Origin of the sequence: Pelagimonas varians (genome assembly GCF_003208435.1) — a bacterium.
Classification (GTDB): Bacteria; Pseudomonadota; Alphaproteobacteria; order Rhodobacterales; family Rhodobacteraceae; genus Pelagimonas; species Pelagimonas varians.
On the sequence record NZ_QKMF01000028.1, the window covers coordinates 1 to 20,804 of the forward strand.

General features: G+C 54.6%; 14 protein-coding genes and 1 pseudogene. 9 read left to right on the plus strand and 6 right to left on the minus strand.

Annotation, left to right across the window (positions count from 1 at the left end; genetic code table 11):
* The 3 genes and pseudogenes from C8N36_RS22405 to C8N36_RS22415 all read right to left on the minus strand — a co-directional run.
* Positions 1–109: pseudogene (locus C8N36_RS22405) on the minus strand (IS5/IS1182 family transposase); the annotation flags it as partial.
* A 73-nt stretch (positions 110–182) separates the two neighbouring features.
* Positions 183–1,601, minus strand: coding sequence for a ferredoxin reductase family protein (locus tag C8N36_RS22410; protein WP_097806813.1), 1,419 nt, complete (start codon positions 1,599–1,601; stop codon positions 183–185).
* The gene (locus tag C8N36_RS22415) at positions 1,598–4,336 is read right to left on the minus strand and encodes a cation-translocating P-type ATPase (protein ID WP_097806812.1); all 2,739 of its coding nucleotides are present in this window, start codon (positions 4,334–4,336) and stop codon (positions 1,598–1,600) included. Before C8N36_RS22415 ends, C8N36_RS22410 begins: the two co-directional genes overlap by 4 nt.
* A gap of 309 nt (positions 4,337–4,645) precedes the next feature.
* On the opposite strand from C8N36_RS22415, the gene ppsA reads away from it, so the two are divergent.
* Together ppsA and C8N36_RS22435 are read left to right on the plus strand one after the other, a co-directional pair.
* On the plus strand, positions 4,646–7,030 hold the full coding sequence (ppsA, locus tag C8N36_RS22425; protein ID WP_097806810.1) for a phosphoenolpyruvate synthase: 2,385 nt from the start codon (positions 4,646–4,648) through the stop codon (positions 7,028–7,030).
* Between the two features lie 736 nt (positions 7,031–7,766).
* Complete coding sequence (locus C8N36_RS22435) at positions 7,767–8,585, plus strand: DUF2189 domain-containing protein (protein ID WP_097806808.1); 819 nt, start codon at positions 7,767–7,769, stop codon at positions 8,583–8,585.
* Positions 8,586–9,179: 594 nt separating this feature from the next.
* Here the strand turns inward: C8N36_RS22435 and C8N36_RS22440 are convergent.
* A complete protein-coding gene (locus C8N36_RS22440) occupies positions 9,180–10,373 on the minus strand; it encodes a pyridoxal-phosphate-dependent aminotransferase family protein (protein ID WP_097806807.1) in 1,194 nt (397 codons plus the stop codon).
* Between the two features lie 206 nt (positions 10,374–10,579).
* Between C8N36_RS22440 and C8N36_RS22445 the strand changes: the two genes are divergently transcribed.
* On the plus strand, positions 10,580–13,393 hold the full coding sequence (locus C8N36_RS22445; RefSeq protein WP_245911034.1) for an FAD-binding and (Fe-S)-binding domain-containing protein: 2,814 nt from the start codon (positions 10,580–10,582) through the stop codon (positions 13,391–13,393).
* A gap of 9 nt (positions 13,394–13,402) precedes the next feature.
* Positions 13,403–14,068, plus strand: coding sequence for a GntR family transcriptional regulator (locus tag C8N36_RS22450; protein ID WP_097806806.1), 666 nt, complete (start codon positions 13,403–13,405; stop codon positions 14,066–14,068).
* A 143-nt stretch (positions 14,069–14,211) separates the two neighbouring features.
* Here C8N36_RS22450 and C8N36_RS22455 read toward each other — a convergent pair whose 3' ends face one another.
* The gene (locus C8N36_RS22455) at positions 14,212–14,895 is read right to left on the minus strand and encodes a fumarylacetoacetate hydrolase family protein (RefSeq protein WP_097806805.1); all 684 of its coding nucleotides are present in this window, start codon (positions 14,893–14,895) and stop codon (positions 14,212–14,214) included.
* A gap of 249 nt (positions 14,896–15,144) precedes the next feature.
* Positions 15,145–15,819, minus strand: coding sequence for a FadR/GntR family transcriptional regulator (locus C8N36_RS22460; RefSeq protein WP_097806804.1), 675 nt, complete (start codon positions 15,817–15,819; stop codon positions 15,145–15,147).
* A 184-nt stretch (positions 15,820–16,003) separates the two neighbouring features.
* Here C8N36_RS22460 and C8N36_RS22465 point away from each other — a divergent pair, with 184 nt between their 5' ends.
* From C8N36_RS22465 to C8N36_RS22485, 5 genes are all read left to right on the plus strand, one after another.
* Positions 16,004–16,888: a fumarylacetoacetate hydrolase family protein gene (locus C8N36_RS22465; protein ID WP_245911035.1), complete on the plus strand. Its 885-nt coding sequence runs from the start codon at positions 16,004–16,006 to the stop codon at positions 16,886–16,888.
* A 66-nt stretch (positions 16,889–16,954) separates the two neighbouring features.
* On the plus strand, positions 16,955–17,983 hold the full coding sequence (locus tag C8N36_RS22470) for an ABC transporter substrate-binding protein (RefSeq protein WP_097806802.1): 1,029 nt from the start codon (positions 16,955–16,957) through the stop codon (positions 17,981–17,983).
* Positions 17,980–18,792, plus strand: coding sequence for an ABC transporter ATP-binding protein (locus C8N36_RS22475; RefSeq protein ID WP_097806801.1), 813 nt, complete (start codon positions 17,980–17,982; stop codon positions 18,790–18,792). Before C8N36_RS22470 ends, C8N36_RS22475 begins: the two co-directional genes overlap by 4 nt.
* Complete coding sequence (locus C8N36_RS22480) at positions 18,789–19,652, plus strand: ABC transporter permease (RefSeq protein WP_097806800.1); 864 nt, start codon at positions 18,789–18,791, stop codon at positions 19,650–19,652. The genes C8N36_RS22475 and C8N36_RS22480 overlap by 4 nt, the downstream gene beginning before the upstream one ends.
* Entirely contained in the window at positions 19,624–20,694 is a 1,071-nt protein-coding gene (locus tag C8N36_RS22485) for an Ldh family oxidoreductase (RefSeq protein WP_245911036.1), read from the plus strand. Before C8N36_RS22480 ends, C8N36_RS22485 begins: the two co-directional genes overlap by 29 nt.
* Positions 20,695–20,804: the final 110 nt, after the last annotated feature.

Here is a 20,804-nt window from a genome sequence, read left to right on the forward strand (position 1 = left end):
AAGCCATCTCCGGATCAAACCAGATCGACAACGATCCGCGCTGCTTCAAGCTGTCATTGTAAGACGACCAGTTTGTGGTCTTGTACTTCGTCGGGGTCCAGCTGCTCATGACCGCCTGCTATCACACTGGATTCGCGACATGAATCCCCGCAGCCGATTTGTGCAACAAAGCCGTCCTGAGCCTAATCATAGTCGAACCTTTCGGACAGGATGCGATTGGACGGAGTTCCGGACGACACCAAGTAGCCTTCTACTAGGTCCATCATTACAGCGGGGCCACACATCACAAAAAGCCACTCTTTTTTTTCCTGTGACGAGAAAACACGGTCCAGGAGCGCTGTATCTATGAGACCAACCTCTCCTTCCCAGTCCTCCGGTGGCTCCGACAGCACGTAGGTAACATCTTCAAGATCCAAATCCTGCCGACAAACAATTTGGTCGACCACCCTATTTCCGTATATTAGCTTCACCCGACGTGGGTCTTTGGTAAGGCGCATTTGTCTCACAATCCCCAATAAGGGGGAAATACCCACACCGCCCGCAATAAACGCGATCCCCGGTTCGGTGCGCCCCTCTACAGTCAGGCTGCCAAATGGACCATCGAGATATGCACGCGACCCTATTTCTATTTGACCAACTGTTTGGCTAAAATCACCCAGTTCTTTGATGATAAAAGAAACATCAGGTCCGGAATTCGGTGCGGAACTAATTGAGAATGGATTTTCTTTAACTGAAAAGGGACTGTGGCCTACATTCAACCACACAAATTGCCCTGCTTGGTAATCAAGGCCCGCATGCCCTTTTGGTGAAACTGTCAGTTGCCATTGCTTTTGCGCCAATCTGGTGACGGATATAACGTGCCATGGACGTCTCAATTTTCGCAAAGGTTGAATGAGGTAAACGTAAATGAGTGATCCAACCGAAACGCCCGTCATGACCGACCATAGCCAAGTCATTGCGGGCTGTGATCCATAGCGCCCGGCATAGACGGAATGGTGGAGCAAAAGTGCCGCTATCAAGAGGGCTCCAATCCCGTGCATCAAGCGCCAAGTTTCATATTTGTAGTCTAATTGTGTGCGGCCGATCGCAAGAAGAACAAGGCTGGGCAGAAGCACAAATGCCAAAATGCCCGTTGAAAGAGAGGCAAGGTCAGTGGTGATAGTGAGTTGCCGCGTCGGATCCCAAGGGCGTGGGCCACCAGAAGGCGTGCCTTGATAAAGCAAAGGGTGCAGCAGCGCAAAAACCAATGCTATGCGCGCCATCATCTGATGAACCCGCATAGTCACGTCCATACCCACACCATTCGAAATACTTTTGAAACGGCCCGATAGCACGAATTCCACAAGGATTATTGAAAATGCAAGAATTCCAAGACCAGAGGCAAGCTCTTGCCAAAACACACGTGGAGGCCCGCCGACGAGCCGTGAAACGGCCAGCGGTAACGTGACTGCGAACAGATACAAGAGGAGCAATAATCGCGGTTTCATGTGATTTTTCTGAAGCGCTTTTTTCGGAATTTCAATTTCTTTGGTCCTTAATGCCAATTCGTTGCTTGTTTTTTCAGTCCAGTTTGAGAGCCAATTTTTCCATTTTGCATTCAAACGGGCCTGTCTGCATTTGCATGAACTGAGGACTTCCCGCGCTGACCATACCGGACAAGCCAATCAAAACCACCTGTCGCCAGCAGAGCTTGCCCAAAAATCAACGGCAACAAGCTCATGCCTGCGGCCAATCCAACCCCTGAAATGCCGGGATATGGCAGCCCCAGAAGTCCGGACAAACCGGGATGCCAGAGCGCCGCGATGATCAGGCCCAGACAAAGCGCCAGCGCGCCCCAAACATAGCGGTTGCGCGTCACGTCATTCCGCAACATCCCACTTTCGGGACTACGAACATTGAAGACATTCCAAAGCTGTGCGAACGCAAGCGTCAGGAATGCCACTGTTACCGCTGCTGCGGGCGATACCTTTAGCCAAAAAAGTGCAAGTCCGAATGCACCAAGCGTCACCAATGTGATCACTGCTCCAAGCAACCCCAACAAAATCCAGCGTGGACGGTCCAATATCTGTTCTTCGGGATCGCGTGGCGGCCGCTCCATTTCGTGGTCATCGCCCTTCCCCAACCCAAGCGCGAAGGCCGGAAACACATCGGTAACAAGGTTCAGGAACAAGATTTGGAGCGGCAGGATCGGCGTTGGCAAACCAATGGCAAAGGCAAGTCCGACGACAAGCAATTCACTAACATTGCAGGACATCAAGTAGACAACAAACTTGCGGATGTTGGCGAATATCACACGCCCTTGGCGCATGGCATCGATAATCGAATGAAGGGAATCGTCTTTAAGAACCATATCCGCAGCCTGACGCGCGACCTGAGTTCCCCTCTGGCCCATAGCAATGCCGATATCCGCCTTTTTCAGAGAGGGCGCATCGTTCACCCCGTCCCCAGTCATAGCCACCACATGCCCGGCTTGCTGATAGAGACTGACAAGAGCAAGCTTGGTTGCGGGTGTAACACGGGCAAAAACGTCAGCCGCAAGCCCGCGGGCACGAACTGTCGGGTCTTCCGTATCCGTTTCGATCTTCTGCCATTCGCGTCCCTCAATCACTGCCAGCTCTCCCTCTCCAAGGCCAGCCTCGTGAGCGATGGCCTCTGCGGTATCTGCGTGATCTCCTGTAAGCATCACAACGCGTACACCAGCCCGGCGGCTGGCATGGATCGCGTCACGAACACCGTCACGCAAGGGGTCTTGCAAACAGACCAGCCCGACAAGCGTCAGGCCTTCATAAGGTTCTGCGTCAGCAGAGACATCTTGTTTCATGGCCAGCGCCAACAAGCGAAGGCCGTCCTTGGCAGCAAGGGCACCTCGTGCGGCCCAGTCTGTGCGCCGGTCTTGATCCAAAGCGCATGGACCATCGGGGCCCAGTTCTGAATTGCACGCGGCCATCACGGCTTCTGGCGCGCCTTTAACAACATAGTCATAGCCATCGTCTCGCCTGTGGACGTTGGCCATCATTTTGGTGTCCGCATCAAATGCGTATTCCCGCAGCTCTTCGTGCGTCTTGAGTATGTCGTCGCGCGCGGTGCCAGCATCCCGCGCGGCAACAAGCAAGGCGATCTCCATCGGATCACCCGATTGCCCATCGGCTCCGGCACCCAAAGATGCATTGTTGCAAAGCGCCCCAATCCGCAGCGCCCAGCTTAGCCGCTTTTCCCCTTTTGGAGATACGTCCATCCCCTTGGTCACAAATGATAATTCACTCTTGCCGCGTTTGGCTTCAACATCCAGACCTGACAACAAATAGCGCACCGCCGTCATCCGGTTCTCGGTTAACGTTCCAGTTTTATCCGTTAGAATGATTGTCGCCGCTCCCAGCGTCTCTACCGAGGATAGCTGTGTGATCAGCGCATTGCGTTGCGCCATCCGCCACATGCCCCGCGCAAGAGTCAGCGTCGCAACTATGGGCAACCCCTCGGGGACAGCTGCCACAGCAAGGGCAACGCCGGTCTGAACCATGTCCAACACCGGATGGCCGCGCAAGATGCCCAAACCGGCCGTTACCATCGCAAGCGCAATCGTCAACCAGACCAACCGATGCCCAAGCCGGTCAAGCCGCTGTTCCAATGGCGCAGCCACGCTCTTGGCACCGTGAACCAGCGCACTGATGTGACCAATCTCGGTCGCCATCCCGGTTGCGACGACAATGCCCTCACCCGCTCCCTGCGTAATCGCCGTGCCCTTGAACGCCGCACTGAAACGGTCCCCTATCAAGGCATCGGCCTGCGTCACCTCAGTGTTTTTTGCGACCGGTACTGACTCCCCTGTCAGTATGGACTCGTCGATTTGCAGGTTCGAGGCCTCTATGATCCGAAGATCAGCAGTGACCACATCCCCAGCCTCGAGAATGACCACATCACCGGGGACCAGCTCCTGCGCGTCGACCTGTTTTATGGACCCATCCCTGCGCACACGGGCGCGGACTTCTGCGAGTCCGAGCAACGCCTCCATCGAGCGGGCGGCGCGAAGTTCAGTGAAAAAACCGATGGCGCTGTTGATAACAAGAACGACAAGGATCGCCATGCCTTCGGGCAGATCACCAAAGGCAAACGACAGAGCCGCTGCCGCAGCAAGCAGCCAGACAATGAAACCCTTGAACTGATGCAGCAGGATGCGCAGGACGCTTTTCTTTTCCTGACGAAGCAGCTTGTTTGGACCATAGCGCTGCATTTGCAATTCAACGGCTTTCGCACCCAGCCCCACTTCTGGATCGGTATTCAAAGCCGCTGCAACATCCGCGACGGAGCGCGCATACGCCATTTCAATTGATTTAGCCATTTCGTCCAATCAGACTAGGTTGCCCAAGTTCACTGCAAAAGTGACGAATCTGTGCCGCGTGCACCTTAATGCAGATCAAACCGCCGCTCTTTGGAAAACTGTAGTGCGCTATTGAGCTGGCCAGATTTAGCAAAGACGTACTTGTAACCTGCTGGTTCAACATCCTCGATGCAGGTCAACATCAGCTCGGCGCGGCAATGTCGATGTTGCCAAAAAAACTTGTCTCTCGGATCGCGAACTTGCTCCATGTCAATTCGTCGGTGTTTTTTCCAGTACTCTGTCCGAAAGCACTAGCGTTAGGAAATCACCATGGCCAAGCCCCTTCTCTTTGTGATGAACTTTTCAGATGTGACGCGTGGCGATATTGCGATCGTCGGAGGCAAAAACGCTTCGCTGGGCGAAATGATTGGAGCCCTTGGGGAAAAAGGCATCCGAGTCCCGCCCGGATTTGCCACCACCTCCGATGCATTTCGCGCCTATCTGGCAGCGAATGACCTCAACGACCGCATTGACGCGGCGTTGGAAAAACTGGCAACCGGCAAGGCCACATTGCATCAAACCGGCGAGGCAACCCGTTCACTCATTCTGGGTGGCAAATGGCCCAAAGACATAGAAACGGCGATAGGCGATCACTACCGTGCCCTTTGTGAAACAGCAGGCAAGACCAACGTCGCCGTTGCTGTCCGGTCCAGTGCGACGGCAGAAGACTTGCCGGATGCCAGCTTTGCCGGTCAGCAAGAAACCTTTCTCAATATCACTGGGAAGGACGCGCTGATGGTGGCCTGCAAACGTTGCTATGCCTCTCTCTTCACTGACCGTGCGATTTCCTATCGCCAGATGCAGGGATTTGCCCACCAAAAAGTCGCCCTTTCCGTCGGGATACAACAAATGGTGCAGGCAGACACCGGTGGGTCTGGTGTAATGTTTTCGATCGATACGGAATCCGGTTTTCCCGATGCAGTGCTGATCAACGCAGCTTGGGGTCTTGGTGAAAATGTGGTGCAAGGCGCGGTGGACCCTGACGAATATCAGGTGTTCAAACCCTTTCTCGACACCCCCAAACTAATACCCATCTTGGAAAAGCGGATAGGCGCAAAAAAGATCAAGATGATCTACGGGCGTGATGGTATGCCCCGCAACGTGCCGACCTCCAAGGCGGAACGCAGGGAATTTGTCCTCAATGACGCCGAGATACTGTCGCTGGCAAGACAGGCCAAGATCATTGAGACGCATTACGGTCAACCGATGGACATCGAATGGGCGCGTGATGGCTCGACTGGAACCCTCTATATCGTTCAGGCACGGCCAGAAACTGTCCAGTCAAATGCCGATATTGGTGCGCTTAAATCCTATACAGTAAAAGACCCCGGCAAAGTGATCCTGACCGGCATGAGCGTCGGAGACGCAGCCGTCGCCGGACAGGTGAGTATCATCGAAAATGCGGCTGATATTGATCGTTTTGTCGATGGATCCGTACTGGTCACAAGCACCACTGATCCTGACTGGGTGCCCATTATGAAACGAGCAGCCGCTATTGTCACCGATCACGGCGGGCGAACCTCACATGCAGCAATCGTAAGCCGCGAATTGGGCTTGCCGGCTGTCGTCGGTTGCGGCAACGCCACTCACGTCTTGCATGACGAACAGGACATCACCGTTTCTTGTGCTGGCGGCGAAGAAGGCGTGATCACCTCGGGCATTTCCGAGATCACAGTGTCTGAGGAAGAATTGCACATATTGCCAACCACGAAGACCAAAGTGATGCTAAATCTAGCCAATCCTTCGGCCGCCTTGCGGTGGTGGCGCTTGCCGGTTGAGGGCGTCGGTCTGGCTCGAATGGAGTTTGTGATCAACAGCGCAGTTCGGGTTCACCCAATGGCGCTCGCGCATTTCGACAAAATCACAGACCCGGCGCAGCGTCAGGCGATTGAAGATCTGACCACGGGCTACGACAGTAAACCAGCCTATTTTGTGGACCGGCTGGCCCGAGGTCTGTCACGCATTGCTGCCTTCTGCTACCCGAAACCTGTGATCGTCCGCATGAGCGATTTCAAAACAAACGAATATGCGGAACTGTTGGGGGGGCGTTCTTTCGAGCCGAATGAAGAAAACCCGATGATCGGTTTTCGCGGGGCGTCGCGCTATTACTCCGCTGCATATAGCGACGGGTTTGCGCTGGAATGTCAGGCGATAGCACGTCTGCGCACAGAAATGGGTTTTGACAATGTCATTGTGATGATCCCCTTTTGCCGGACACCGGAAGAGGCCGACCGCGTACTTGCGGTTATGGCCGAACACAACTTGGTTCGCGGGCGCGACAAATTACAGATTTATGTGATGTGCGAAATACCGTCAAACGTGGTTCGCGCAGCAGAATTTGCCACACGATTTGATGGATTTTCCATCGGATCCAACGACTTGACACAGCTCACGCTGGGTATCGATCGCGATTCCGGTGAATTGGCGTCGCTCTTTCGAGAGGATGATCCTGCAGTTTTGTGGATGATCGAAACGGTGATCAAAGAAGCGCATAAGGCAGGATCAAAAGTCGGATTTTGCGGACAAGCACCGAGCAACGATCCGACTTTCGCCCGTGTCCTCGTCGACTACGGAATCGACAGCATATCTGTTACGCCGGATAGCTTCATCAAGGTGTTGCGCAATGTGGCCAAAGCAGAAAAAATCAACTCATAAATCTCAGGGCTGCCCCCAAAACAGCGCTGTAAAATTATCCATCGGGCACCCTGAGCGTGGCGCGCGTGCGGTTGGATCCAGACCAACGTGTGATCAACCGGGCTCTAGGGATTTTCCCCGACGCAAGCGCCCCACAGCCGCGAGAGCCGCCTTCCGCCTCCCTTCATAAACGTCTGTTTCAAACAGGCCTTCAAATATGCCTTCTACTGGGAACCGACACATATGAGTAACAATAGTGTTCGTTGGCACTAAATATGCAGACAATAATCCGCGCGATGATCATTGCCCAAGTTCGCAGCAATAATCGCTTTTTGCCGTGCCTGTGGCACCACCGGCGGCAATGGCTGGGGTTTTGGATAACTCCGTGGGTTTAGCGGGTCGAGGCAGGGCAATTCCGATCAAGTCGCTCCAACTGTTGTCGATGTTCGCCGGCTACCCTGCCCCTATGATTGCGCCGGTCAAGATCATCCGTTTTCGCGCAAACGATCATGCAAAGATTGCCGGACGAAAGTTGCCATAAACTCTTGCGGTGGCGACGCTCGGCCAAGTTGATTGCAGTGGTGCGGACGTTCGATACACGTTGGATCGCCAGCCAAGATGTGGACTTTGCAATCTTCGCCACTTGCCCGTCTGCACGACCTCATGCAAACTTGACGGTGGATAGGGGTTTTCGGTTGCCCGCTGGGTCAACCGCGACACGGATCTGCGCGCTAACAGATCTTGGGAGGAATTGTTCATGACATCCGAAACTGCAGGTCCTAAACCACCGAACAATCTGGCTCCGCAACAGCCCGGTATGCCCAAGGTCAACAAAGTGACCGCAGAGGACATCACCGCGTCGCTGAAGGCCGGGTTTTCAGACTTTCTGGCGCGCCCTGTCATCAGCGGATTCTTCGGCCTGTTCTACGCAGTTTTCGGCATCCTGTTTGTCTGGTGCCTTGTCTGGCTCGGCAAGATCTGGATGATTATTCCCGCCGCGATCGCCTTTCCTTTGGTCGCGCCTTTCGCCTGCGCCGGTCTTTATGAAATGTCCCGCCGGTTGCAGAAAGAAGAGAGTTTCGGCTGGTCGGACATCCTCACCGTCATGGCAAACCAACGCAAGCGTGAAATGGGTTGGATGGCCTTTGTCACCCTTTTCGTTTTGTGGATCTGGTTTTACCAGTTCAGGATTGTGCTGGTGATCGTTTTGCAGGATTCATCCTTTTCGGATTTAGACGGGTTTTTCAATACCGTACTGTTTACGACAGAGGGCTGGACCTTCCTTGCAATTGGCACGTGCTCCGGTGCTGTTCTTTCAGCAGTCTTGTTCACAGTGACCGTCGTGGCCATGCCCATGCTGCTTGACCGGGACATCGATTTCGTTACCGCCATACTCACGTCCGTTCGCGTCGTCACAGAAAATCCCATGGTCATGCTCTCATGGGCAGCTATCATCACGGCAACCATGCTATTGTCGCTGGTTCCGGCGTTTATGGGCCTGATCTTTACCCTGCCGATCCTTGGCCACGCCACATGGCATCTCTATCAGCGGGCCGTCTCTCCGGCAGAGGAGTAAACCCCGGTACAATTGGGTCGGCGCATCCGTGTCAGATTTGGTGCTCAAACCTTGGGAAGACGTGATTCATGTTTTGAATTCAATCAGGGTTTGCGCTGATATAAGCAGTTGCACACCTAAGAGGGACAAGGCCCCGACCCGAGCGGAGTATTAACCGGTCCCGTCATCTTGGACAGGTTTGCGGCAGGCTGAGGTGGCAATCTTCGAATGCATTGACGGGATCTACAATCCGCGCCGCCGACATTCAGCGCGAGGCTGGAAAAGCCCAATCGCAGGCGACAGGAATGTGGCTTAAACGAGGACTTGGGTAAAGTTTGGTTAGCCCTTGGTCTTGCTCGCCGTTGGTTTCCAAATGCTCTTTCTCTCAAGCTATCGCGTCTGATTTAAACCGTGAATCCCCGGTTTAACGAGTCTATGGCGAATTATTCGGTGGATCGAACGCAGGCGGGATTGGTGCCACTTTGTGCCCGCGTTCGAAGCTTGTGATCGCCGTATTGTTCGGTAGCGCCACGGCCTGAAATGACGACCTAACCCCAAAACCTTTTCTTCCATTCACTAAAATGGAGTGGGCCAAAATCCCTTAGGATTGAACACCTAGGAGTTTTGCGTATCAGAGGGGCATGTTGTCGATTGCTTTAGGTGATCCAGTGCCGCTTGTGCCCCCCCCGATTGGTGCGGAATACCTGCTTTTTCCAATCCCATTTCGACGCCCGAGAGCGTGGCCATGAGCATCAAGTCATTGAAATCGCCCAGATGCCCGATGCGAAACACTTTGTCAGCCACCTTGGACAAGCCGTTGCCCAGTGAAATGTTGTAGTGTTTCAGTGTCGTCGCCCGGAAATTGTCCGCTGAATAATCCGTTGGGACCAACACAGCAGTCAGCACGCCGGATTCATCCCCCTGACGGGCACATAATACTTCTAGTCCCCATGCTCGCACAGCGGCGCGGGTAGAAGCTCCATGGCGGGCGTGGCGGGCAAAAACCTGATCCAACCCTTCTTCATGCAGCATCTCAATGGCTTCGTTCAGGCCATAAAGCAGGTTGGTGGACGGAGTATAAGGGAAATACCCGTTGGAATTTGGCCCAACCATATCGTGCCAATCCCAATAACTGCGGGGCATGGTTACGGACTTGGCGCGTTCCAATGCCTTTTCACTGACAGCATTAAAACTTAGGCCCGGTGGCAGCATCAGGCCCTTTTGCGATCCTGAAATGCAGACATCCACTCCCCATTCATCGAAACGAAAATCAATCGAAGCAAGGCCAGAGATAGAATCCACCATCAACAAGGCCGGATGGCCTGCGGCATCAATGGCTTTGCGGATCTCTTCAATCGGGGAAACGGATCCGGTCGACGTCTCATTGTGGACCACGCAGACGGCCTTGATCTCGTGGTGCGTGTCCTGCCGCAACCGGGCCTCGATGCGGTCAGGTTCAGCACCGCCGCGCCAATCACCTTCGATAACCTCAGGGGTGAAGCCGATCTTGCGAGCCATGCTGCTCCACATTGACGCAAAATGGCCGGTTTCGAACATCAACACCTTATCCCCCGGAGAGAGGGTATTGACCAAGGCAGCTTCCCAAGCACCGGTGCCTGATGACGGGAAAATAAAGACATGCTGGTTGGTTTTAAAAATGGTTTTCATACCATCCAGCGCCGCTTTCCCGACGTCAGCGAAGTCCGGCCCACGATGATCGATTGTCTGTTGGCCGATGGCTTTGAGAATGCGGTCCGGCACCGAGCTGGGGCCTGGAATTTGCAAGAAATGTCTGCCCGGTTGGCGCATCGAATTTGTCCTTTCACCGGCCACAATCTAGTGGCCTCGAATACCTATTGCTAAAACATAATTATGAATTCATAATTATGTCAACCGAAAACCCGCGCCCACATCAGGCAAACCAGATCAGGAGTTGCGAAGGAAAAATGGCCTCACACATGCAAGAAAATATACGCCTTTCCAAACGCTTAACCTCTTCAATTCAGGGTGGGGTGATGACTGACCCCGCCTCGCGCGGGCGGTATGCGACCGATGCGTCGATCTATCAGATGGTGCCGCAGGCGGTGGTCGTGCCCCGCTCCGTGCAAGATATCGAGGCGGCAATGGAGATTGCCCGCGACGAAGATGTGCCCATTTTGCCCCGTGGTGGTGGCACGTCGCAATGTGGTCAAACCGTGAATTCAGGGATCGTTATCGACAATTCACGCCATCTCAATCGTGTTCTCGATATCGACCCGAATGCGATGACGGCGAAGGTCGATCCCGGGGTGGTTCTGGATGAATTGAACCGGGCGCTCAAACCGCATGGTTTGTGGTTCCCTGTTGACCCCTCCACTGCATCACGTTGCACCTTGGGTGGCATGGCGGCCAACAATTCGTCGGGCGGCAAGTCACTGCGATATGGGATTATGCGTGACAATGTTCGTGCGATTTCAGCGCTCCTGCCGGATGGATCAAAAGCACGCTTTGATACCTCGGCTGGTTCTGGGGCCTATGCGGATCTTGTCACGGATATGCGGTCATTGGGTCAAAGGGAGGCGGCTGAAATCAATGCGCGTTTTCCGAATGTTCAACGCCGGGTGGGAGGATATAACATCGATGCCTTATCCGGCGATGACGTAAATATGGCGCATCTTCTGGTCGGATCTGAAGGGACGCTGGCGTATTTCACCGAGCTTGAACTGAGCCTTGCGAAATTGCCCGGAGAGAAAGTGATCGGCGTTTGCCATTTCTCGACCTTCGACGGGGCGATGGATGCCGCGCAGCACTTGGTAACATTGCATCCGCAGGCTGTCGAATTGATCGATGATACGATGATCGCGCTTGGTCGTGATTTACCTTTGTTTCGCGCAACAATCGAGGCCTTTGTTCAAGGGGAACCCGCAGCGGTCTTGTTGGTGGAATTCGCCGAAGGCAGCGCCGCAGCCAATGCTGCAAAGCTTGGTGAACTGGCGGAGCTAATGGGTGATCTGGGCTATTCCTTTGGTGCGCAAGGGGCGGCTTGGGGCGGTGTTCTTCCGGTTATCGATCCAGCCCTGCAGGGGGCCATCGCCGAGTACCGCAAAGCCGGTTTGAATATTATGATGTCGATGAAAGAGGCGGGTAAACCTGTTTCGTTTGTTGAGGATTGCGCCGTCGCTTTGCCGGATCTGGCCGCCTATACACAAGGTTTGACTGATATTTTCGCTAGGCATGGCACCAAAGGGACGTGGTATGCCCATGCCTCGGTTGGGTGTTTGCACGTGCGCCCTGTCCTCAACATGCGTCAGGATAATGACGTCAAAACCATGCGGGCCATCGCCGAAGAAGCGTTTGATCTGGTCAAGCACTACAAGGGGTCCCATTCGGGCGAGCATGGGGATGGGATCGTACGCTCTGAGTTCCATGAGAAGATGTTTGGCAGGCGGATCGTTTCCGCTTTTGAAGAGGTCAAAACACGTTTTGACCCGAGCGGTTTGATGAATCCGGGCAAGATCGTACACGCGCCCGCGATGGATGATCGTCGTTTGTTTCGCTATGGGCCGGATTACGGCGTGAGTGAGTTTGAAACGGCACTCGATTGGTCGGCATGGCCCGGAGCCGCGGGCGGTTTTCAAGGCGCGGTCGAGATGTGCAACAACAACGGGGCCTGCCGCAAGCTAAAGGGCGGCGTGATGTGCCCCTCGTTTCGCGCCACCCGCAACGAACGTGATGTGACACGGGGCCGTGCGAACACCTTGAGGTTTGCCATCAGCGGCCAAATCCCCGGCGGGGTTGGATCGGATGAGATGGCCGAAACAATGAAATATTGTCTGTCTTGCAAGGCCTGCAGCCGCGAATGCCCCACAGGCGTTGATATGGCGCGCATGAAGATAGAGGTTCTCGCCGCCCGCTACAAAGCGCATGGACCATCGCTTGCCGACAGGCTTGTCGGGTTTCTACCGCGCTACGCGCCGATGGCCAGCAAGTTCGCATGGCTCTTGAACAGCCGAAACAAAATCTCCGTCATCCGCAAGTGGACGGAAAAGCTTGTCGGTGTTTCCCATCGCCGTGATCTGCCCGTTTGGTCCTCTGATCCATTCCGCGACAACGAAGCCATGGATGCAAATCCAGATGTGCTGCTTTTTGCAGATGTGTTCAATCGGCATTTCGAACCCGAGAACCTGCGTGCCGCGTTGCGGGTGATACGGGCTGCCGGATTGCGCGTCGCGGTGGCCCAAGACGGCACCGGAAAAGCGCTGGATTGCGGGCGCACCTTGCTGGCGATCGGGGCCGTCGACGAGGCCCGCAAAGAGGCAGAGCGCATCATCAAGGCCACCAAGACTTTTGTCACCGCAGGAGTTCCCGTCATCGGACTCGAACCTTCGTCGATCTATACGTTCCGGGACGAATTTCTTGGGCTTTGTCCGGGCCCGGATGCCCAAGCGCTGGCCAAACTGACCTATAGTTTTGAAGAATATATGGTCAATTTCCCAAAACTTCCGCTTCGGCCGCTGAAGCAACCGATTTATGTCCACGGGCATTGCCATCAAAAAGCGCATGGCGCGATGTCCCCCGTTCTGGACCTGCTCCAGCGTATTCCGGAAGCCGATGTTACCCTGATCGACAGCGGTTGCTGCGGGATGGCTGGGGCATTTGGATATGCGCCCGAGACTGTCGATATTTCGCTGGAAATTGCAAATTTGGATCTGGTTCCGGCGCTCAATGCCGCACCGCCCGGCGCAATTATTGTTGCGGATGGAACCTCTTGCCGTCACCAAATATCAGGTACCAGCGCCCGGCGTGCGATCCATGTCGCCCGCTTGCTAGAGCAAGCACTAAGAGGCTAGAGTGCAGGTATGACTTTAGCAGAAACGATCAAACGCCCGACGCTTCATCAAGAACTCGTGGACCGAATCCGCAACCTGGTGATTGAGGACGGGCTGAAGCCAGGCGAAAAAGTTCCCGAGAAAGAACTTTGCGAAGCTTTTGGCGTCTCCCGCACTCCGCTTCGAGAAGCGTTAAAGGTGCTGGCATCCGAAGGGTTTGTAGTCCTTCAGACCAATCGCGGGGCCCGCGTTGCAGAGGTGACGCGCCAAGAACTGGAAGACACGTTTCCGGTCATAGCACGGCTAGAGCAACTGGCCGGAGAGCTGGCCTGCGTTCATTTGAGCGACACCGACATTGCCGGGATCGAGGCCCGGCACAAGGCGATGGTATCCGCCTATAAAGCACAGGATCGCCCCAGCTATTTCAAAGAAAATCAGGCCATTCATAAAGCTTTGATTGGCGGAGCCAAAAACAAAATTCTAGAAGACCACCACAAGCTTTTAGCGGCGCGAATTCAGCGGGCACGGTTTATGGTCAATCTATCTGACGAGCGTTGGGCCGCGGCCATCGCGGAGCATGAAACCATGATGGAGCACTTACAATCCCGCGATGGCGACATGCTTGGCCAAGTCATGAAAGTGCATATCGAAAACAAATTCCGTGCCTTTATGAAGGGTTTGGACGCCCAATCCTAGATTGAGATTTTTGGAAAATGACATCGATCCAGTGGGTGTTTTCAATTCCTAATCGCGCCCAGAGTCGGGTTTTAAAATAACGGCGGCGGAAGACATCATGTCATCAGCCGCCTTTTCGCTAGTGGGCGCAACAAACCCCAGTGTTAAACGACGTTGACCGTGAGCGATCCGACACCTTCGATCTCGGCCACCATAACATCGCCCTTGACGATGGCATTCACGCCGGACGGGGTTCCCGCCATGATGACGTCACCTGCTTGAAGCTCAAAGTACTCCGAAAGATAAGAGATCATCTCAGGTACTTTCCAGATCATCTGATTGAGATCACCTTCTTGGCGGGGCTCGCCATTGACACTCACGGCGATGCGCCCCTGATCCGGATGTCCGATTTCCGATGCGGGATATACAGGACCAACCGGACCTGACCGTTCGAAGGCTTTGCCAATTTCCCATGGACGGCCCATTTTCTTCATCTCACCTTGAAGATCGCGCCGTGTCATATCGAGCGAAACGCCGTAACCCCAAACATGCTCCAACGCTTGATCAAGGGCGATGTTTGTGCCGCCGGACTTTAAACAAACAAGCAACTCTACTTCGTGGTGCACATCGGATGAGTGCGGCGGATAGGGGAATTCACCAGACGCATCGAGGTTGTTGGGGTTCTTTTGAAAGAAAAACGGTGGTTCACGATCGGGGTCGTGACCCATCTCAACGGCATGGGCTGCAAAATTGCGACCGATGCAATACACGCGGCGCACTGGAAAGGCGTCGCCCCCGCTGGTGGGAATGGTGTGCACCTGCGGCGTTGGAATTACATGGTTAGACATAGATCGACTCCCGATTGATTGACGGCCAGACGCACAATGATGGACAGCGAGGGCTGTCCCGCAAACGCAATGCGTTCCATGCAAAGAAACGCGGCCGGTTGATGAATAAATTCGAGAATTTGCGCATTTTAGCAAGAGGGCGGGGCTGATTTCACATCAACCAATTCCGGAATTGGTTTTTCCAGAGCTTACTTGTCCCACAGTCGAGGGCTGCGGTCTTTCAGACCCGTGGAAAACACGATGGGGTTTTCAGGTTTTAGGCGGAGCTTTGTTTAAACGGGCATGGATGGTATTGAGATGGCGGGTCATCACGGCGGCCGCCCCTTCCCCATCTCCACTGATGATACCCTCAACGATCGCGCTATGCTCGTGAAAGCTGACATAGTCAGCGGGCGGTCCGCCCGTGGTGCGCGGCTGCGCCCAAACAACTGATCGCCGCAGCGAATTCAGCGTTTCGAAAAAGTAGAGAAAAAGCTGGTTACGCGTTGCCCGAGCGATCGCGTAATGCAGGTTGTTGTCCCAGGCTTCATAGTTCCGCCAATCCAAAGAAGTGCAGCAATTATCGTGGCATAGTCTCATTTGTTCGTGGTCTGATTTCGCGGCGTTGCGCGCAGCGAGGCGGCAGAGCTCTGGCTCGATGGACAGGCGAACTGCCATCACTTGTTCAGGTTTGATCTGGTCGCGCAAATAAGAAACATCTTGGAGGTTGAGCACCGGCCGCGCGCCGACAAAAGTGCCCCGCCCGACATGACGCCAAATCCGGCCCTGTGCCTCTAGTTCGGCCAATGCGTGGCGCAGTTGATTGCGCGTGGTTCCAAACTTTTTGCACAGCTCGCGCTCGGGCGGAAATCTGTCGTTATACCGGTATCCAGCGTTGTCTATCATGTCACGCAGCTGCGCGACCAAATCTTTGAGTTCTGTCATCTTTCCCGACCAATTTAGGGATTGGTTGCTTGATTAATAACCCAATGCGCCGAACACTTCTAATCAAATATCACGTGGTGGATCACCGCAGGCACTTAGCCCGATGGGACCAGTGATACCAATAGAATTGGAAGGGGACCAAGTGCGACTGGCGACAATTTCTGTAAATAATAAAGCGACTTGTGTGGCAATCTTGAAGAACGGCCAACGGCTGGACATCGCAAAGGCAGCGCGCAATTTCGACGACGAAGATCTCAGTTCATTGCAAAACGCGACCATGCTGTCTGTGATCGAAGCTGGCCCTGCCGTGCTGGAGGGTTTGGCCAAACTGATCACCGAAGCCGAGGCTGGAGGCCATGCCGACGCACTGGCACCGGCAGATGCGCCATATCTTGCCCCCATCCCTACGGTCCGCAAAAACGTGCTGTGTGTGGGTCGAAATTATGCCGAACATATCGCCGAAGGTGACCGCGCCCAAAAGCAAACCGTCGGCGTGACCGAATACCCGGTATTCTTTACCAAACCACCCACCACAATCACCCCCCCGGACGGAGATATCCCGCTTTTCCCGACGGTATCTACGTCGATTGATTATGAAGTGGAACTGGCGGTCATCATTGGCAAGCCAGGGCGCAATATCTCAAAGGATGACGCGTTTGACCACGTTTTTGGATATAGCGTGATGAATGACATTTCGGCGCGTGACATTCAGCGCCGTCACGGCGGTCAGAATTTCAAAGGCAAGGCTTTGGATGGGTCCTGCCCGTTCGGTCCCAGCATTGTCACCGCTGACGAAATCGCCAACCCCCACGGCTTGCAAATCAGTCTGACCGTCAATGGCGACGTGCGTCAGAACGGCAATACCGCGGACATGATCTTCAATATCCCCACACTGATCGCCTCCCTCTCCGAGGGTATGACGCTGGAGCCGGGCGACATAATTGCAACCGGCACACCTTCGGGCGTTGGCTACGCGATGGAACCGCCCTGCTTTTTGAAAGACGGGGATGTTGTGGTTTGTGACATCGCAAAAATTGGAACGCTCAGAAACACAGTCCGGGAAGTTTAAAGAATTTCGCAGTCAGATGCGAAGTGGGCAAACAGTCAATTGCCCGAATTTGGGAGGAGAACCAAAATGATGAATAGAAGAACATTCACAAAGTCGCTGTTGTCAGCGGTGCCTGTCGCAGGTGCCTTCGGTAGCGGAGCATTTGCGCAAGGTTTACGTGATATCACGTTCGTTCAGCCAAGCCCGTCAGCCATTAACTCGTTTCCTGTCTTTGTAGCGATCGGCGAAGGTTATTTTGAGGAGGAGGGCCTCAAAGTGACCGTAGAAGCAATCAACGGTTCGGGTGCCGTTCTTCAGGCCCTTTCGGCTGGCCAAGCGCAGTTTGGGCGCCCTGGCCCGGGTCCGATGCTCGCGGCTCGGTCGCGCGGCGTGGAAGCTGTGCATATCTACAACGTCGCAGCCCGCAGCAACTTTGGCATAGCCGTCCAAGAAGGCTCCCCGATCCAGAACGTCGAAGAGCTGCGCGGCAAGGTCATCGGCACAGGTACTGCGGACGGTGCCGAAGTCGGCTTTGCGCGCAATGTTATGACAAGCGTTGGCATGGTCGAAGGTAAGGACTTCGAATTCCTGACTGTCGGCGACGGCGGCCCTGCAACAGCAGCCTTCTTGAATGGCGCAATTGATGCCTATTCCTCTTCGACGGCTGACACCGCGGTGTTGAACCAACGCGGAATGGCTGTGCGTGACATCACTCCTGCGGAGTTTGGCCGTTTCTTTGGCAATGGCATTGCGACCATGGCCGATACCATCGCTAACGACCGCGAACTGGTCGAAGGTTGGAGCCGCGCCTTTGCACGCGGTCATGCATTTTCGCTTGATGATGCCAACCGTGAGACTGTGCTGAAACATCTTGCAACCGGTAACCCACAAGAAGGCGAAGACAAAGAGTTCCAATCAGCACTGTTTGATGCGGTTCGCTCGAAAACCATTCCGACCGATACCAGCAACGGCTACGGTTGGTACCCTGCCGAGGTTTGGCAAGAATGGCATGACTCTCTCTTGGCTGGAGGCGAGATCCCTGCCCCACTCGATGATCTAAGCGCTGCTTGGACCAATGAGTTTGCCGCAATCGGGAATAAGGCGATTGGCGGATGAACACTGCAATTGCGCAGGACAATGCCGGCTCACCCAGTTTGGGTGAGCCGGTTTACGAGCTGTCCAATGTTAGCAAAACCTATGCCCGAAATCTCGTGGTCGCTTTGGACGATGTCAGCCTGACCCTGCGCAAGGGTAGCTTTACATCGGTCATCGGATCCAGCGGGTGCGGAAAGTCGACACTCCTGAAAATTATGGCAGGGTTGATTCCGCCTACACAAGGCAGGGTTGCCTTGCAGGGGAAACCGGTGACCGGACCCCGCCGTGATATCGGCATGATGTTTCAGCAGGCCACACTTTTCCCATGGAAAACGGCGGTGGAGAACATCGTGCTGCCCATTGAAATTCGCGACGGTAGAGCAGCCGCAGCCAAAGCCATGGACAAGGCCCATGACCTATTGGATATCGTTGGGCTAAAGGGATTTGACGGGGTCTACCCCAATGAGCTTTCGGGCGGCATGGCGCAGCGGGCGTCGATCTGCCGGATGCTCATCACGGAACCGGCGGTTCTGTTGCTGGATGAACCGTTTAGCGCGCTCGATGAGTTGTCACGTGACATGATGAACATGGAGCTCCAAAGAATTTGCCGCGAACAGGACGCTACAGCATTTCTAGTGACCCATTCGATTCAAGAGGCCGTGATCTTGTCAGACGAGATCGTGGTGATGAAGCCCCGTCCGGGACGGGTTGCCGAGATTGTCAAAGTTGATCTGCCTCGACCAAGGACGTTGGACATGATGACGACACCGGAATTCGGTGAAATCGTTGAATACATCCGTGGGCTTCTGGATAAAGGAGAAGACATGTGAGCGACGTTCAGAACAACGCCCCGATAGAGCGCAATGACACAGAAGATACGGTCTGGGTCCAGGAAATATCGTTTATCGACTCGGTTCCCCGATGGCTCGCGATGAGCTTTGTCTTTTTTGTGTTTGTCGGAACTTGGCAACTGGTGACATTCTTCGAAATGGTTTCGCCGATTATTCTTCCAACGCCGTGGGAAACTTTACTCGACATGATTTTCGTCGGTAAAAACCTATTGACTGGTGGCTATATGCTGGTCGCGCTTTGGATCACGATCCAAGAAGTGATCCTAGGTTTTGCCTTGGCCATTGCCCTTGGATTTTCCTTGGGGATCTTGGTCGGAGAAACCGCATTTGGCGAAAAGGCCGTGATGCCCTACCTGGTTGCCATCGATACGATGCCAAAGGTGGCATTTGCCCCGCTGTTTGTCGCGTGGCTTGGGTTTGGGATCGAATCCAAGGTTGCCTTGGCGGCCTTCATTGCAACCTTTCCAATTGTAGTTGGCACGGCGGCAGGGCTGCATTCGGCGGATGAAAACGCCCGCATGCTGTTCAAAACGATGGGCGCAACACGGATGCAAACCTTGTTCAAAATGAAACTGCCTACAGGTCTGCCCCAAATATTTACCGGCCTCAAGATTGGTGCCGTAGGTGTTATGGCTGGTGCGATTACCGGTGAATTCCTTGGCGGTGGCAAAGGCTTCGGAGAATTGATCCGTGTCGCAGCTTCGCAGCTCAACACGCCTCGGGTGTTCTCGTTGATCTTATATCTGAGCCTTGTTGGACTGGTGGTCTACTTGTTGGTTATGCACGCCCAACGCAAAGTGGTGTTCTGGCATGAAGAACGGGTTGGTGCCCATGACTGACAATGTGATTGCAGTCGATGCTCTGCGCGGCTTCGTGGCCCGCGCTCTGACTGCACAAGGTGTGCCGTTATCCGATGCGGCACAAGTCGCCGCTTTGATGGTCGAAGCGGATGTCTATGGGTACAACACCCATGGTGTGTTCCGGTTGCGCCAGTATTTGGCGCGGCTAAAGGGGGGGGGCTGCAATCCCACCCCTACCCTTTCTGTGGTCCAAGAAACCGTCGCGACCGGATTGATCGATGGCGACAACGGGCTTGGCCATCTTGCAATGGCCGCCGCTCGGGATCTGGCGATGGAAAAAGCCCGCAAAGTTGGAATTGGCTGGGTCGGTGTGCGCGGAGGCAACCACGCAGGGCCACTTGCTCTTTACGTGCGTCCTCAAGCCGAAGCGGGTTTGTTGGGAATGGCCGCCGCCGTAGGAAGCGCCAACCACGTGCCCCCCTATGGCGGGTCAGATTTGTTGATCGGGACCAACCCAATTGCCTTCTCGGCACCAGTTGATGGCCCGGACCCCTTCGTCTTTGATATGGCAACAACAGTCGCTGCGATGGGCAAGATCAAGACTTTGCTACAGCAAGGCGAACCGATGCCGGAGGGCTGGATGGTTGGCAAGGACGGCAAGCCACTGACCGATCCCAGCCGCAAATCCGAAGGGTTTTTACTGCCGATTGGGGGCCCAAAAGGGTTTGGACTGTCTGTTGCCATTGGCCTATTGGCTGGCGTTCTGAATGGAGCGGCTTTCGGGTCTGACGTCGTGGATTTCACCGCCGACACAACATCGCAAACCAACACGGGGCAGTTTGTCATGGCGCTCGACCCGAACGCCTTCGGGCTCGGGGACGACTTCGGGCAAGAAGTGGCGCGTATCTTTGCAGAAATGCGCGCTTCGCCACCCCTGTCGGGCCATGATCCCGTTCGTTTGCCGGGGGACGGAAAAACCTTATCCGCGGCCGCCATCCGCAGTAATGGCATCGCGCTAAAGCCTGCTCTGCGGTATGACCTAGACTTGCTCGCGGCGGAATACGACATCGCCAAGCTTTGACAAGGCTGTCGTTCGGTCAACATTGACCGGCCCGTTCCACATACCTTTTTCAGAGACTTAGCAGCGGATCAACGCGCCCGGATATTGGTCGCGTTGATCCACAATACGAC